At 46.5% G+C, this 16,088-nt stretch carries 13 protein-coding genes and 1 tRNA gene; 9 read left to right on the forward strand and 5 right to left on the reverse strand.

The annotated features are described in order from the left end of the window. Entirely contained in the window at positions 1–1,074 is a 1,074-nt protein-coding gene (mnmH, locus tag C2755_RS04400) for a tRNA 2-selenouridine(34) synthase MnmH (RefSeq protein WP_215321958.1), read from the forward strand. Here the strand turns inward: mnmH and C2755_RS04405 are convergent. After that, positions 1,071–2,255, reverse strand: coding sequence for an acyl-CoA dehydrogenase (locus tag C2755_RS04405; RefSeq protein WP_215321959.1), 1,185 nt, complete (start codon positions 2,253–2,255; stop codon positions 1,071–1,073). The genes mnmH and C2755_RS04405 overlap by 4 nt on opposite strands. Positions 2,256–2,359: 104 nt before the next feature. Between C2755_RS04405 and C2755_RS04410 the strand changes: the two genes are divergently transcribed. Next, positions 2,360–3,070 carry a queuosine precursor transporter gene (locus C2755_RS04410; RefSeq protein WP_215321961.1) on the forward strand — a complete coding sequence of 237 codons (711 nt, stop codon included), beginning with the start codon at positions 2,360–2,362 and terminating at the stop codon, positions 3,068–3,070. Between the two features lie 114 nt (positions 3,071–3,184). After that, on the forward strand, positions 3,185–4,792 hold the full coding sequence (locus C2755_RS04415; RefSeq protein ID WP_215321963.1) for an ABC-F family ATPase: 1,608 nt from the start codon (positions 3,185–3,187) through the stop codon (positions 4,790–4,792). Between the two features lie 40 nt (positions 4,793–4,832). On the opposite strand, the gene C2755_RS04420 is transcribed toward C2755_RS04415, so the two are convergent. The 4 genes from C2755_RS04420 to C2755_RS04435 form a co-directional block, all read right to left on the reverse strand. Then, entirely contained in the window at positions 4,833–5,096 is a 264-nt protein-coding gene (locus C2755_RS04420; RefSeq protein ID WP_215321965.1) for a DUF1289 domain-containing protein, read from the reverse strand. Beyond that, the gene (locus C2755_RS04425; protein ID WP_371816847.1) at positions 5,093–6,268 is read right to left on the reverse strand and encodes a GNAT family N-acetyltransferase; all 1,176 of its coding nucleotides are present in this window, start codon (positions 6,266–6,268) and stop codon (positions 5,093–5,095) included. The genes C2755_RS04420 and C2755_RS04425 overlap by 4 nt, the downstream gene beginning before the upstream one ends. Next, a complete protein-coding gene (gene gloA / locus C2755_RS04430) occupies positions 6,268–6,654 on the reverse strand; it encodes a lactoylglutathione lyase (protein ID WP_215321969.1) in 387 nt (128 codons plus the stop codon). The genes C2755_RS04425 and gloA overlap by 1 nt, the downstream gene beginning before the upstream one ends. 83 nt (positions 6,655–6,737) lie before the next feature. Then, positions 6,738–8,408 carry an electron transfer flavoprotein-ubiquinone oxidoreductase gene (locus C2755_RS04435; protein ID WP_215321970.1) on the reverse strand — a complete coding sequence of 557 codons (1,671 nt, stop codon included), beginning with the start codon at positions 8,406–8,408 and terminating at the stop codon, positions 6,738–6,740. Positions 8,409–8,565: 157 nt separating this feature from the next. Between C2755_RS04435 and C2755_RS04440 the strand changes: the two genes are divergently transcribed. The 6 genes from C2755_RS04440 to thrS all read left to right on the forward strand — a co-directional run bounded on the left by C2755_RS04440 (position 8,566) and on the right by thrS (position 16,078). Next, entirely contained in the window at positions 8,566–9,267 is a 702-nt protein-coding gene (locus tag C2755_RS04440; RefSeq protein ID WP_215321971.1) for a CoA transferase subunit A, read from the forward strand. Positions 9,268–9,314: 47 nt separating this feature from the next. After that, positions 9,315–9,965: a CoA transferase subunit B gene (locus C2755_RS04445; protein WP_068321494.1), complete on the forward strand. Its 651-nt coding sequence runs from the start codon at positions 9,315–9,317 to the stop codon at positions 9,963–9,965. Between the two features lie 35 nt (positions 9,966–10,000). After that, positions 10,001–11,875, forward strand: a complete 1,875-nt coding sequence (locus tag C2755_RS10450) for an alpha/beta fold hydrolase (RefSeq protein WP_215321972.1) — start codon at positions 10,001–10,003, stop codon at positions 11,873–11,875. 27 nt (positions 11,876–11,902) lie between these two features. Then, positions 11,903–13,936, forward strand: coding sequence for a bifunctional (p)ppGpp synthetase/guanosine-3',5'-bis(diphosphate) 3'-pyrophosphohydrolase (locus tag C2755_RS04455; RefSeq protein ID WP_215321973.1), 2,034 nt, complete (start codon positions 11,903–11,905; stop codon positions 13,934–13,936). 18 nt (positions 13,937–13,954) lie between these two features. Continuing rightward, positions 13,955–14,031, forward strand: a tRNA-Val gene (locus tag C2755_RS04460). A gap of 124 nt (positions 14,032–14,155) precedes the next feature. Continuing rightward, positions 14,156–16,078: a threonine--tRNA ligase gene (gene thrS / locus C2755_RS04465; protein ID WP_215321974.1), complete on the forward strand. Its 1,923-nt coding sequence runs from the start codon at positions 14,156–14,158 to the stop codon at positions 16,076–16,078. Positions 16,079–16,088 lie beyond the last annotated feature (10 nt).

Genomic DNA, 16,088 nt, shown 5'->3' on the forward strand with positions numbered 1-16,088 from the left:
GTGCAACCGATTAATCCTCATATCTTAAGGTCTGATCAATTTTTATCTGAGCTAGATCAGTTTGATCTTGTGATTGATGTCAGGTCGCCAGCTGAATTTGCCCTTGATCATATTCCGGGTGCGGTAAATTACCCCGTTCTGAATAATGAGGAGCGCGCTACCATTGGTACGCTATATAAACAGGAGTCTCCTTTTGCAGCTAAAAAATTGGGTGCAGCTTTAGTCTCTAAGAATATTGCTGCACACTTAGAAAATCATTTTCTGGAGCTCCCACGTGAGTGGCGCCCATTAATTTATTGCTGGCGCGGTGGCGAACGTAGTGGGGCGTTTACCCATATTCTCAACCGCATTGGTTGGAAAGCCAAGCAGCTCGAGGGCGGGTATCAGGGCTTCAGAAGAACCGTGATTGATGGTCTTGCCCACGCCGCAACACAATTTACATTCCAGGTGATCTGTGGAATGACGGGTAGCGGCAAAACAAAAGTGTTGCAAGAGATCGGTGCTCTAGGTGCTCAGATTCTGGATCTAGAAGGCTTAGCCATGCACCGTGGATCCGTATTGGGTAATGAGCCTAATATCGAGCAGCCATCCCAAAAAGGGTTTGAGACTGCGCTCTGGAACGCGTTACGTTCGCTCGATCCAGCTAAGCCTGTATTTGTGGAATCTGAAAGCAAGAAGGTTGGCGGCTTGCATGTACCTGATGCTTTGATGGAAAAAATTCGTAATGGCAGCTGTATTGAGCTTCGATCTAGTGCGCAGACGCGCGTCTCTTGGTTGATTCGTGAATACCATCACTTTTTAACCGATACCGATAATTTCAAACAGAAGCTGGCTTTGCTTACTGCGCATTATGGGAAAGTACAAATTACCAAATGGAACCAAGCCATTGATGCGGGTAATTTTCCGGAGTTAGTGGAAGAGCTATTGGTAAAGCATTACGACCCATCGTATCAATCTTCGATCGTACGCAATTTTCCTCAATACAAGATTGAAAATTTTGTGCAACTGGAAAATGATAGTGACGAGGCCTTTGCCAAAGCAGCAAAGGCCATCATCAGTAAGTCGGGCTCTTAGCTAAAAGCTTGAATACCGGTTTGTGCACGACCTAGAATCAAGGCGTGAATATCGTGAGTGCCTTCATAGGTATTAACTACCTCAAGGTTCAGCATATGACGTACAACGCCGTACTCATCAGAGATACCGTTACCACCATGCATATCGCGTGCCATCCGCGCGATATCTAAAGATTTTCCGCAAGAGTTGCGTTTCATGATGGAGGTGATTTCTGGGGCTGCAATACCCTCGTCTTTCATGCGACCTAAGCGTAAGCAACCTTGGAGGCCCAAAGTAATTTCGGTTTGCATATCCGCCAATTTTTTCTGAATCAATTGATTGGCGGCTAGTGGCTTGCCAAACTGTTTGCGGTCCATGGTGTACTGGCGAGCAGCGTACCAGCACCATTCAGCGGCGCCTAGTGCACCCCAAGCAATGCCGTAACGAGCTGAGTTTAAGCAAGTGAAGGGACCCTTCAGGCCTTCAACTTCAGGGAATTCATTTTCTGCTGGTACGAATACTTCATCCATTACGATTTCACCAGTGATGGAGGCGCGCAAACCCATTTTGCCACTGATTTTTGGAGCGCTTAAGCCCTTCATGCCTTTTTCTAGGATGTAACCGCGAATGATACCTTCATCATTTTTCGCCCACACTACAAACACATCAGCAATTGGAGAGTTGGAGATCCACATCTTCGAACCCGTTAATGAAAATCCGCCAGGCACTTTCTTAGCACGAGTAATCATTCCGCCTGCATCAGAGCCATAGTTAGGCTCTGTTAAACCAAAGCAACCAATCCATTCGCCGCTCGCTAATTTAGGGAGGTACTTTTGTTTTTGCGCTTCGCTACCAAATTCATTAATAGGAACCATGACTAAAGAGGACTGAACGCTCATCATGGAGCGATAGCCAGAATCCACGCGTTCAATTTCGCGCGCAATTAATCCGTAAGAGACATAGTTCAAGTTGGCTCCACCGTACTGCTCAGGAATCGTGATGCCTAAGAGGCCAAGCTCGCCCATTTCGCGGAAGATGACTGGGTCAGTTGTTTCGTTACGGTAAGCATCGTGAATGCGCGGCATTAGGCGCCCTTGAGCGTATTCAGCAGCTGCATCACGAATCATGCGCTCTTCTTCCGTTAGCTGGGTATCGAGAAGAAGGGGGTCCGCCCAGTTAAAGCTAGCCTTACTTTTACTCATTGCTTTGCCATCCTATATTTCATTTTGTCTTGATTTCTAGCTGCTTCCTGCGAATTTTCAGGAATACAGATATTCTTGTTTCTATTATCCATTTTTCTGGGCTTATGGACTCTCCAAAACCTCGCCATCGCTATTACGACCTGATTTTGGCTGCCTTTGTGGTGGTCTTGCTGTGCTCAAACTTTATTGGTGCCGGTAAAGCAGCCGTGGTTGATTTGCCTTACTTTGGGGCGGTGCCTTTTGGTGCTGGCATTTTGTTCTTCCCCATTTCCTATTTCTTCGGCGATATTTTGACGGAGGTCTATGGCTACGCCTACGATCGTAGAGCGGTTTGGACTGGATTTGCAGCGCTTGCATTTGCGGCAATCATGGCTCAGATAGTGATTGCCCTTCCAGCGGCGCCTGGAGCCTATATGAGCAATTACCAACAGGGATTAGAGGCCGTCTTTGGAAACTCTTGGCGTATCGCCTTAGCTTCCATGTTCTCGTTTTGGTGCGGCAGTCTAACAAATAGCTATGTTCTGGCGAAGATGAAAATCATGACCCAAGGGCGTTTTCTCTGGATGCGTACTATTGGCTCGACAGCTGTAGGGGAGTTGGTTGACTCTTCTCTCTTCTATATGTTGGCGTTCTATGGCATCTGGCCTGCCCATGAAGTCATTCAGGTAGCGTTGGCCCAGTACGTGCTAAAGACTGCCTGGGAGGTTCTAGCAACTCCTATGACCTATTGGGTTGTGAACTTCCTCAAGCGTAAGGAAAATGAGGATTTTTACGATATTCATACGAATTTCACCCCATTTAGGGTCAAAGTCTAAGCAAGACCACAGGCTTCCCGCCTACAAAGACCTCTAAGCCGTTAAAATAACGGTCTTTGCCCCCAAATTCGGGGGTAACTATCCAATTGAATTTCAGAAAGCTAGAAAACATCCGTGCTGTCAGCATCTAATATCACTATGCAGTTTGGGGCAAAGCCTCTATTTGAAAACATTTCCGTGAAGTTTGGCGGCGGCAATCGTTATGGTCTGATTGGCGCAAACGGTTGCGGTAAATCCACCTTCATGAAAATTTTAGGTGGCGAGCTTGAGCCAACTAGCGGCAATGTGAGCTTGGATCCTGGCATTCGTTTAGGTAAGTTGCGTCAAGATCAATTTGCCTATGAAGATGTGCGCGTACTCGATGTTGTGATGATGGGTCACGAAGAGATGTGGAAGGCCGCTGCTGAACGTGATGCGATCTACGCTAACCCAGATGCGACTGATGAAGATTACATGAAGGCTGCTGAGCTTGAGGGTAAGTATGCTGAATACGGTGGCTATACCGCGGAAGCAAAAGCCGGTGAGTTGTTGCTAGGTATTGGCATTCCTATTGACCAACACAATGGTCCGATGAGCAGCGTTGCTCCAGGTTGGAAGCTGCGTGTATTGCTAGCGCAAGCATTGTTCTCCGATCCAGATGTATTGCTGCTCGATGAGCCAACGAATAACTTGGATATTCACTCCATTCATTGGCTTGAAGACATCCTCAATCAAATTAAGAGCACCATCGTCATCATCTCCCATGACCGTCACTTCCTCAATGAAGTCTGTACGCATATGGCCGATATGGACTATGGCACTTTAAAAGTCTACCCAGGTAATTACGACTCTTACATGCTGGCTTCTGTACAGGCAAGAACACAGCAGCTCAGTAATAACGTAAAAGCTAAAGAGAAAATTGCTGAATTAGCAGCTTTCGTGGCTCGCTTTTCTGCAAACGCATCTAAAGCTCGTCAAGCGACGTCACGTCAGAGGCAGCTGGAGAAGATTGAAATTGTTGAAGTAAAACCTTCATCACGTCAGAACCCATTTATTCGTTTTGATACTGAGAAAAAATTACACAATATGGCGGTTGAGTGCAACGCACTTACTAAAGCTTATGACCGCGTTATCTTCAAAAATTTCAAATTAGGTGTTCGTGCCGGTGAAAAGATTGCAATCATCGGTCAAAACGGCGCCGGTAAGACAACACTTCTCAAAACGATCTTGAGTAAGCGCTTTGAAGGTATTGCCGCTGATAGCGGTGATGTGAAGTGGGCTGAGAACGCTAACGTTGGTGTGATGCCTCAAGACAATACCGAGATGTTCGCTAAAGACGAATTGCTCATGGACTGGATGAATTGGTGGCGTAATACTGGTGACGATGACCAAGTGATTCGTGGCACATTAGGTCGTTTATTGTTCTCTGGTGATGATATTGGCAAGTCTGTCAAAGTTCTATCTGGTGGTGAAAAGGGTCGTATGATTTGGGGCAAGCTCATGCTCCAAAAATATAACGTCCTGGCAATGGATGAACCAACCAACCACATGGATATGGAATCCATTGAGAGTTTACAAATTGCTCTTGAGAAATACGATGGCACTTTAATTTTCGTATCCCATGACCGCGAGTTTGTTTCCGCATTGGCTAATCGCATCTTAGAAGTAAAGATGGATGGTACGGTGGTGGATTACTCTGGAACTTATGAGGAATATTTGCGTAGCCAGGAATTAGCCGGCTGATAAAGCTAAAACAATAAGTTATTTATAAAAAATAAGCCCGTTAACTGGGCTTATTTTCTTTGGCTTGTCGTTGAAAGCGCGTCGCGGTACCTTCTGCTCGAATACGTTTCCACACTGATTCTTTTTCTGCTTGAGAAAAGAATACCCAATTACTTACTTCACCTAAGGTGCGACCACAACCTTGGCAGATTTCATCGTACAGTGTCGTGCAAACACCAATGCAAGGCGAGTCAGAGTCTGCATCCCCAGTGGATAGGGAATGGGAGCCATCTTGCACAATAGATTTGGTGTCTTCAGGATTCATGGCTGTACTTTAGACGATTTCAAAGGACTGTGCTCGGCCAGCTCATCCACATAAGCTCCGATCCCTTGGTGTTCACGATCTAGGAAGTGTTGCACAGCTTTGGCAAACTGAGGATCCGCAATGAAATGGGCGGATTGAATGGTAGTTGGCAAGAAGCCGCGCGCCATCTTGTGTTCGCCTTGTGCGCCACCTTCAAAGGTATGAATCTCATTGGAGATGCAATATTCAATCGCCTGGTAGTAAGCAGTTTCAAAGTGCAAGCAGGGCACATGCTCAATAGCACCCCAATACCTACCATAAGCCTTAGAGCTTATGGGGTCAACAATCAGTAAGGACGCAGCGATTGGATAGCCGTTACTTTCTGCAATGATAAGGTGTAAGTTTTCAGGCATGCGCTGCGCACATAACTTCAAGAATGCCTCATTAAGATAGGGGCTAGATCCATGCTCCAAGTAAGTGTTTGCGTAACAGCGATAAAAGAATTCCCAATCAGCATCGGTTGAAGATATTCCTGGAACATGTCTAAAAGTAATCTGCTCTCGTGCTATCTGTTCTCGTTCGCGTCGAATATTCTTGCGGCGCTTCATGGTGAGGACCGCTAAAAATTGTTCGAAATTCTCAAAGCCTTGGTTATGCCAATGAAATTGCACCGAGTCTCGCAACATGAAGCCGTGGTCTTTTAGACCCTTTGCTTCTATTGCATCGGGAAATAAAACATGTGCTGAAGATAGATTATTTTGTAGAACTAAAGTCTTCAATCCTGCAATTAATTGTCGCCGTACTAAATCAGCATCTACATTGCTGGCGCTCAAAATCCTTGAGCCTTGAACTGGTGTAAACGGAATGGCGCAAAGCGCTTTCGGAAAATACTGCATACCTTGTTGCTCATAGGCCTGCGCCCAAGACCAGTCAAAAACAAATTCTCCGTAGGAGTGTTGCTTCAAATATAGGGGCATTGCACCAATCAGTTTTTGATCATCCCTTAAAACGAGGTGAGCCACTTGCCACCCAGTATTGCCTCCAACACAGCCAGTTTCCTCTAGCGCGCTGAGAAACTCATGGCAAAGAAAGGGCCCTGCATCAGCAGGAAGTAGAGCATTCCACTCCCCAGGAGGGATATCACTGAGGCTATCTACTATTTCTAATCGAAATGAATCGGGCTCTGCCACGATTAACGCTGAATGAGCTCTATTTTGTAACCATCGGGATCGGTAACAAATGCAATGATGGTCTCACCTCCAGCTACTGGACCAGCCTCACGAGTGACATTACCCCCGGCCGCCTTGATAGCGGTACAAGCAGCATAGGCATCCTGAACCTCAATTGCAATGTGTCCATAGGCTGTGCCTAGGTCATAGGATTGAACACCATGGTTGTAGGTAAGCTCAATCTCCGATTGACCATCGCCATTCCCCTTGCCATAACCAACAAAGGCAAGCGAGTACTTTTGCTCAGGACGCTCAGTTGTGCGCAGTAAATTCATACCCAAAACTTTGGTGTAGAAATCAATAGAGCGATTCAAGTCGCCGACGCGAAGCATGGTGTGTAGGATCATCATGGGGTAAATATAACGCTATTTATTTATTCGTGTTGAGGTGAAAAACCCCGGTATGGAGCCGGGGTTTCTTGTACTACATTGCTTTACATGGATGCGTAGTTCGGTCCGCCGCCACCTTCAGGCGTAACCCAGACGATATTTTGAGTGGGATCTTTAATGTCGCAAGTTTTGCAATGCACGCAGTTTTGCGAATTTATTTGCAAGCGCGTCTTACCATCGGTTTCTACAAACTCATATACGCCAGCAGGGCAGTAGCGTTGCTCAGGGCCCGCATAGGTTTTGAGATTGATATCTACTGGTACAGAATCATTTTTTAGGGTTAAGTGAATCGGTTGATTCTCAGCGTGATTGGTATTAGAGATAAACACAGAAGATAGGCGATCAAAAGTAATCTTGCCATCTGGCTTAGGGTAGTCAATCGGCTTGTGTTGCGCTGCAGGCTCCAAACATTCATGGTCTGCATGTTTTAAATGCACGGTCCATGGCATGTTGCCACCCAAAAGCTTTTGCTCTAATCCCACCATCAGCGTGCCAACATAAAGTCCTTTTGACATCCATGGCTTGAAGTTGCGCGCTTGATTGAGTTCGGTATGCAGCCAACTATTTTGGAATGCAGTTGGGTACGCAGACAAAACATCCTCAGAGCGGTTCTCATTGATAGCAGCAACTGCTGCTTCAGCAGCAAGCATGCCAGTCTTAATTGCTGCATGACTTCCCTTGATGCGAGATGCATTGAGGAAGCCAGCATCACAACCAATGAGAGCACCACCAGGAAATACAGTCTTAGGAAGGCTATTTAAACCACCAGCAGTCAGTGCGCGTGCGCCATAAGAAATGCGTTTACCGCCTTCAAAAGTTTCACGAATCTTTGGATGTAATTTATAGCGTTGGAATTCTTCAAATGGCGAGAGGTAGGGGTTCTTATAAGACAGGCCAACTACCAGGCCAACAGCAACCTTGTTATCGGCTAAGTGATAGAGAAATGAGCCACCATAGGTATCGCTCTCTAAAGGCCAGCCTGCGGTGTGCACTACTAGTCCAGGCTTGCTCTTAGAAGACTCAACCTCCCATAGCTCTTTAATGCCGATGCCATAGCTTTGTGGATCAGCATCTTTATCTAGCGCAAACTTAGCAATCAGTTGCTTACCAAGATGACCGCGCGCGCCTTCAGCAAAGAGAGTGTACTTGCCACGTAATTCCATACCAAGTTGGAATTGATCCGTTGGATTGCCTTCTTTGTCTAAACCCATTGATCCGGTGATGACGCCATGGACTGAGCCTTGCTTGTTGTAGAGAATTTCTGCTGCTGGAAAGCCGGGGAAAATTTCAACACCAAGATTCTCGGCTTGTTGCCCTAGCCAACGAGTGACGTTTGCAAGGCTGACAATATAGTTGCCTTCATTCTTAAAGCAGTGCGGCAACATCCAGTTTGGAACTTGGTATGAGTTATCGCTGGTTAAGAATAGAAATTGATCTTGCGTGACGGGTGTATCGAGCGGTGCTCCGAGCTCTTTCCAGTCGGGGAATAATTCAGTCAGTGCCCTGGGGTCCATGACGGCGCCAGAAAGAATGTGAGCTCCAATTTCAGAACCCTTCTCTAGGACGCAAACGCTAATTTCTTTTCCGGAGGCGCCGGCCAATTGCTTGGCTTTAATAGCGGCCGACAAACCTGCAGGACCACCCCCAACAATGACTAAGTCATAGTCCATGGAATCTCTGGGTCCAAATTGCTCAACTAGCTCTGCAGCATTCATACAATTTCTCCGAAATTTCTCAAAATAGGGAATTTAAGCCCTAATAGTTTAGTTCTAACTGTCAAAAACCACCTTGGTGCCAAGACGGCCTCAATCACTGGGTCTGAAGCGTTATGATTGCTTTTTTACCCATTTTGGCAATATTAGGACAAAAGTAATGAATAAAACTTACCCATCGGCAGTAGATGCCTTGCGGGATATCTTAAAAGACGGACAAAAATTGGCTGTTGGCGGCTTTGGTCTTTGTGGCATTCCTGAAGCTTTGATCCAAGCGGTTAAGGATCTGGGCGCTCAGAACCTCACTGCAATTGCTAACAATGCTGGTGTAGATGGTTTTGGCTTAGGTTTATTGCTCAATTCACGCCAAGTGAAAAAAATGGTTGCCTCATATGTGGGTGAGAACAAAGAATTTGAACGTCAATATTTAGCTGGTGAATTGGAGTTGGAATTTACACCTCAAGGAACTTTGGCTGAAAAATTGCGTGCTGGTGGTTGTGGTATTCCGGCTTTTTATACTAAAACTGGCGTTGGTACTTTGGTTGCCGAAGGTAAAGAAGAAAAAGAATTCGATGGCGAGAAGTACATCATGGAGCGTTCAATCGTTTCAGATATCTCTTTAGTAAAAGCATGGAAGGCAGATAAGTCCGGCAACTTAGTCTATCGCTACACTGCGCGTAACTTCAATCCAGTCGTTGCTATGGCTGGCAAGATTACCGTTGCGGAAGTTGAGGAGATTGTTGAGAACGGCAAACTCCATCCCGATGAGATTCATACGCCTGGTATCTATGTTCACCGTTTGGTGCTACATAAAACACCAGAAAAGCGCATTGAGCAGCGCACCATGACTGCAAAAGCTTAATTCCCAGCACAGTAAAGCAATAGAACAAAATACTTAGGAAGATCGAAATGCCTTGGACTAGAGATGAAATGGCAGCACGCGCTGCTAAAGAATTAAAAGACGGTTACTACGTGAACTTGGGCATTGGTATGCCTACTTTGGTGGCAAACCATGTACCTAAAGATATGGAAGTATGGCTTCAGTCTGAAAATGGTTTGTTGGGTATCGGACCGTTTCCAACAGAAGAAACCATTGACGCCGACCTAATCAATGCTGGTAAGCAAACCATTACGACTTTGCCTGGCTCATCGATCTTTTCTTCCGCTGATTCATTCGGAATGATTCGTGGTGGAAAAATTAATATCGCGATCTTAGGTGCAATGCAGGTGAGCGAACATGGTGACTTGGCTAACTGGATGATTCCAGGAAAAATGGTCAAGGGCATGGGCGGTGCAATGGATTTGGTTGCCGGCGTAAAGCATGTGGTGGTATTGATGGAGCACGTTGCCAAGAAAAAAGATGGCACAGAAGAGCTCAAAATTTTGCCGAAGTGCACATTGCCCTTGACAGGTGTGGGCGTTATTAGCCAGATCATTACTGATCTTTGTGTGCTGGACATCACTCCCAAGGGTTTGAAGTTAACTGAATTAGCTCCAGGCGTGACCAAAGAAGAGGTTATTGCTAAAACAGGAGCCCCTGTTGATACAACAGGTTTCTAATCAGCGACATCAATTAATGGAATAATGGGTTCACCATGTCGGGTTCCCATCATTTCCATTCGAAGCCAGCTAAACCCCAGAATCAATCTGGGGCAGATCCTTCCCTGCATGCCCATAAGAAGGGAGATGCACGGCATACCCATAGTAAGCAAGCCTCCAATCAAAACCTATTGTTAATTGCCTTAGTGCTGACTTTAGGCTTTTCAGGGGTTGAGGGCGCCGCTGCTTATTTCGCTAATTCATTGGCGTTGATTTCTGATGCGGGTCACATGGTGACCGATGCTGCCGCTTTGGGTTTGGCGCTACTTGCGCAGATTATTTCTCGTCGCCCACCATCTCCGAAGCATTCATTTGGTTTTGGGCGTGCTGAAGCTCTAGCGGCGTTTGTTAATAGTATTGCGATGCTAGCATTGGTTTTATGGATCGTCATCGAGGCGGTCAGTCGTTTTGCAAATCCCCATAAAGTAGATGGCTTGACTGTCACGGTTGTGGCCGCAATCGGCCTTCTCATGAACATCGTCGTGGCATGGGTTTTGTCCCGCGATAAGCAAAGCGTGAATACCCGTGCGGCACTGGTCCATGTCATGGGTGATCTGTTAGGTTCAGTTGCAGCATTGATTGCCGGCGTCGTGATTCAGCTTACCGGCTGGATGCCGATCGATGCCATTCTCTCCATTCTAGTATCGCTGCTCATTCTGAAGTCCACTAGCTCGATTCTGCATGAGTCTTATCACTTCCTGATGGAGGGTGTACCTCTTCATATTGACTACTTACAAGTTGGTGCTGATTTAAAAAATATTCCAGGGGTACTCGCGGTGCATGATCTGCATGTGTGGGAGATGACCCCTAGCTTCCCAGCTTTGATTGGCCATATTGAAATCGCTGAGATACAGAAGTGGCCAGAAATTATGACCAGAATCAATACGATGCTCTTGAATAAGCACGGCATTGATCATGTGACCTTGCAGCCCGAAGAGGTTGGTGATGACCACGATCATCAGCATGATCATGCAGACCATGAAATTCATAATGAAGCTCAAGCAGCAAATGTATTTCATGATGGAGATACTTTCTTTGTGGAATGCTCAAGCGGTGATGAAAAACACCGCATGGCTTATCACGCTTGGGGGAATCCTGGAAATAAAGTATTGCTTTGTGTTCACGGCCTAACAAGAAGGGGCAGCGACTTTAAGACTCTTGCACAGGCAATGTGCAAAGACCATTACGTAGTTTGTCCGGATGTAGTTGGTAGGGGTGAGTCTGATCGCTTAATTAATCCAATGTCATATGCCGTGCCACAGTACGTTGCTGATATTGCTACGCTGGTAAAGAAGTTAGGTGTTACACAAGTAGATTGGCTGGGAACTTCCATGGGTGGCTTGATTGGCATGGTGTATGCCGCAATGCCAAACTCACCCATACGGAGAATGATCATCAATGATGTGGGTCCCAAGATTGAGCCAGAGGCAATTAAACGCCTAGGCTCATACGTTGGTCAGCCATTTACTTTTTCAGATCGTTCTGAAGCGCTTCAACGCTTAAATGAAATTTGCGCCACTTTTGGCGAGCATACTTCAGAAGAGTGGGAAATTTATAACGGCCCCATGTTAGTTCAGAAGAATGGTAAGTGGATCATGCACTACGACCCAGATATCTCAGTGCCGTTTGCATCAGTAAACCCCATCATGGCTAAAGCAGGTGAGATGGCGATGTGGCATGCCTTTAAGCAAATTCATATTCCGATGTTGATCGTGCGAGGCGGTAACTCTGACTTGCTTTCCGCTGCTACTGTTGCCCAGATGTGTAAAGTCAATCCTTGTGCGCGCAGTATTGAAATTCCCAATGTGGGACATGCACCCGCGTTCGTGAAACCTGAGCAGATTGCTTTGGCAAAAGAATTCTTCAGTTAATTCGTTCTTAATTACCCCTTATTGCCAATGGCAAATGTCTCCAGCAATTCGACAAAAGAGTCAATATTCGTAGATGCCTGGTATGGTGAGCCAGCCCAATTGCATGCGGCCGGCGTATTGCAAGTATTGCAGTCTCTTAATCTGGATGAGGCGACATTAACTGCTGCCAGCAATATTGCTCGCACCCATGGCAAAGAAGCACTCATAAAACTTATTGGCGAAGAGCCTGCAAAACTACTCATTGGATATCGCGGCTTACGACAAGCCCAAGCAAAGTTAGTCCGTGATGATGGTGACTTAAGTGTTACTGGCCAAGAAGAAATGTTGCGCAAAATGCTTTTGGCATTTGGCGATGATTTGCGGGTAGTTCTGATTTATCTCGCCTCCCGCCTGCAGACTTTACGCTGGATTACGCAAGAGAAGATTGAGATGCCTGCAGCCTGGGCTCAAGAGATTCTGAGTATCGATGCCTCATTAGCTAATCGATTGGGTATTTGGCAAATGAAGTGGGAGATGGAGGACTTAGCATTTAGAGCGCTCTCCCCGCAGACTTATCGAGATATTGCCAAGATGCTGGATGCTAAACGCATTGAGCGCCAATCATTCATCGACCAAATCGTCTTGCAACTACAGCAAGAATTAAAGTCTGCGCAGATTGAGGGCGAAGTACTTGGAAGACCAAAACATATTTACAGCATCTGGAAAAAGATGGAAGGCAAATCATTAGACTTCGCCAATCTTTATGACGTCAGAGCATTTCGGGTATTGGTCGCTGATGTCAAATCTTGTTACGCTGTATTAGGCATCGTACATAACGTCTGGCAGCCGGTGCCTAGAGAATTTGATGATTACATTGCGCGACCTAAGCCTAACGGGTATCAATCCCTGCATACGGTAGTCATGAATGATGATGGCACCGCATTTGAGATTCAGGTGCGCACACAAGAAATGCATCAGCAGGCTGAATATGGTTTAGCTGCGCATTGGCGCTACAAGGAGGGTGCTTATGCGGGTATGGCTACGCCCCCAAATTCTGCCAAAACAAATAAGCCAAGCGTTACTCACCAGCAAGGAACACATAGCGCAGAGGTTGCTTATGAAAGGCAAATCGCTTGGGCTCGCCAGCTTATCTCTTGGAAAGAGGACGCTTGGGAGCAGCTTAAGCACCATGAGATTGACGACCATATTTATGTTCTTACGCCTTTAGGGAAAGTGATTTCTTTGGAGAAGGGCTCAACACCAATTGATTTTGCTTATGCGGTTCACACTAATCTTGGTCATCGTTGCCGGGGTGCACGAGTAGATGGCGCAATGGTGCCGCTCGAGATGGCATTGAAGAATGGACAAACCATTGAAATCATTGCCGTCAAACACGGTGGCCCATCACGCGATTGGATTAGCCCTGATAAGCACTATGTGCGATCACAAAGAGCACGTCAACGAGTTCGCGCTTGGTTTAATGCACTTGATAATGAAGAGGCTGGGCAATCTGGAAAAGCTGTAGAGGGTAAAGCTGAGGTTATCTCTGAATTAAAGACCTCATCCACAACACCTGAAATCGTTTTGCGCAACAGCACTCATAAAGCAGGGCAAGGTGGCGATGTTTTGGTCGTTGGCGTGGATTCATTGCTCACACAGTTGGCGCGCTGCTGCCGACCCGTTCCACCGGACGCTATTGCGGGATTTGTGACCCAAGGTAGAGGTGTTTCGATTCACCGTCGCTCATGCAAAACCTTTAGAGGCTTGCTGGAGAGGGCGCCTGAGCGCGTCATTCAAACAGCTTGGACTGCTTCTGCTGCAGATCCTGTGGTCAATCAAGAGCAAAAACGCGTCTTTCCAGCTGATTTGGTGGTGACTGGCTTAGATCGCCCGGAGTTAATGCGGGAGCTCTTTGAAATTCTGACTAGACAGGGCGTGCATGTGATCGATTTGCGTAAATCAGCCAAAAAAGGTCTTGCCCGGATCCTTTTAACGCTTGAGGTGAGGGATTCTGAAGTGTTGCGAGTCGTGCAAAACTGCCTAGAAGAGGTCAAAGGGGTCACCCAAGTGCGCCGCCGGTGATAAACTCTATGGCTGTATAGGCTCGTAGCTCAGCTGGTTAGAGCACCACCTTGACATGGTGGGGGTCGTTGGTTCGAGTCCAATCGAGCCTACCAACGAATAAGACCCAAAAGAAGTGCTAATCATGGCTTCAAAGAGGCGCGGATGCCCCAAAGCTACCGCGCTTTCTTTTTGGGAAAGATGTCAGTAATGAAGTTCAGTAAATAAGATGGGGTCATCATGCTTGTAGTTACTCTACCCGATGGATCAAAACGTGAGTTTGAGGCACCAGTTCGCGTAGCGGATGTTGCTCAAAGCATCGGTAGTGGTCTTGCAAAAGCTGCTTTAGGTGGCATCGTAGATGGCAAGATGGTTGATACCAGTTTTGTGATTGATAAAGATAGTCAATTAGCCATCATCACAGACAAAAGTCCTGAGGCGCTTGAGATTGTGCGCCACTCCACAGCACACTTATTAGCTTACGCTGTAAAAGAATTATTTCCAGAAGCACAAGTCACAATTGGTCCGGTAATCGAGAATGGTTTTTACTATGACTTCTCTTATCACCGCCCATTTACTCCGGATGACTTAGTTGCTCTCGAAAAGAAAATGACTGAGCTCGCTAAAAAAGATGAGCCAGTTGTTCGTACCGTAATGCCGCGCGATGACGCTGTCGATTTTTTTAAGAAGCAAGGCGAAAACTACAAAGCAGAATTGATTGCCAGTATTCCGCAGGGCGAAGATGTTTCTTTGTATGCCGAAGGTAAGTTCACAGACTTATGCCGCGGGCCTCATGTCCCATCCACTGGAAAGTTGAAGGTCTTTAAGCTCCAAAGCGTTGCGGGCGCTTACTGGCGTGGCGATAGCAAGAATGAGATGCTGCAGCGTATTTACGGCACCGCATGGTTACGCAAAGAAGACCAAGATGCTTACTTGCTCATGCTTGAAGAGTCTGAAAAGCGTGATCACAGACGTCTCGGTAAATTACTTGATCTCTTTCACTTTCAATCTGAGGCGCCAGGGTTAATTTTCTGGCATCCAAAAGGTTGGTCCATCTGGCAAGAAGTTGAGCAATACATGCGTCGCGTGTATCAGCAAGAAGGCTATCAAGAGGTAAAAGCTCCACAGATTTTGGATCGTGGTCTTTGGGAAAAATCAGGCCACTGGGAAAACTATAAAGAAAATATGTTCACGACGGAGTCGGAGAATCGTGCTTATGCATTAAAGCCGATGAACTGTCCTGGTCACGTACAAATTTATAACTCTGGCTTGCATAGCTATCGTGAGTTGCCATTACGTTTTGGTGAGTTTGGTCAATGTCATCGTAACGAACCATCAGGTGCATTGCATGGTTTGATGCGTGTGCGCGGCTTTACTCAAGACGACGGTCATATTTTCTGTACTGAAGATCAAATTCAATCAGAGGTAGCTGCTTTTGATAAAGCAGTGCGCGCTGTGTATCAAGATTTTGGTTTTACCGAGGTGGCTGTAAAGCTAGCCTTACGTCCTGCTAAGCGTGTAGGCGATGATGCTATTTGGGATAAGGCAGAAGAGGCTCTCCGTGGTGCCCTCAAGGCCTCAGGCCAGGAATGGGAAGAATTGCCAGGCGAGGGTGCTTTTTATGGTCCTAAGATTGAATATCACCTTAAGGACTCGATTGGCCGGACTTGGCAGTGCGGCACGATTCAGGTTGATTTCTCGATGCCAGCCCGTTTGGGTGCTGAATATGTGGCTGAAGACAATAGTCGCAAGACCCCAGTCATGTTACATAGGGCAATTGTGGGCTCTTTAGAGCGTTTTATTGGCATTTTGATCGAAAACCACGCTGGAAACATGCCTGTTTGGCTAGCTCCAACCCAGGCTGTAGTCCTCAATATCTCCGGAAATTCTGCTGCATATGCACAACAAGTTCAGCAATTGCTGAAAAAACAAGGGTTTAGAGTGGAATCAGATTTGCGGAACGAGAAAATTACGTATAAAATACGCGAGCACGCATTACAGAAGATCCCGTTTTTGCTAGTTGTAGGGGATAAAGAATCTGAAAGTAATACGGTGGCCGTTCGTGCCCGTGGCGGAGTAGATTTAGGTGTAATGCCTCTTGATGCCTTCGTTGCCCGACTCCAGCAGGATATATCCCAGAAGGTCGGACCCGAGCCTAGCTAGGGTTAGAACG

The organism is Polynucleobacter sp. MWH-S4W17, from assembly GCF_018687535.1.
GTDB lineage: Bacteria > Pseudomonadota > Gammaproteobacteria > Burkholderiales > Burkholderiaceae > Polynucleobacter.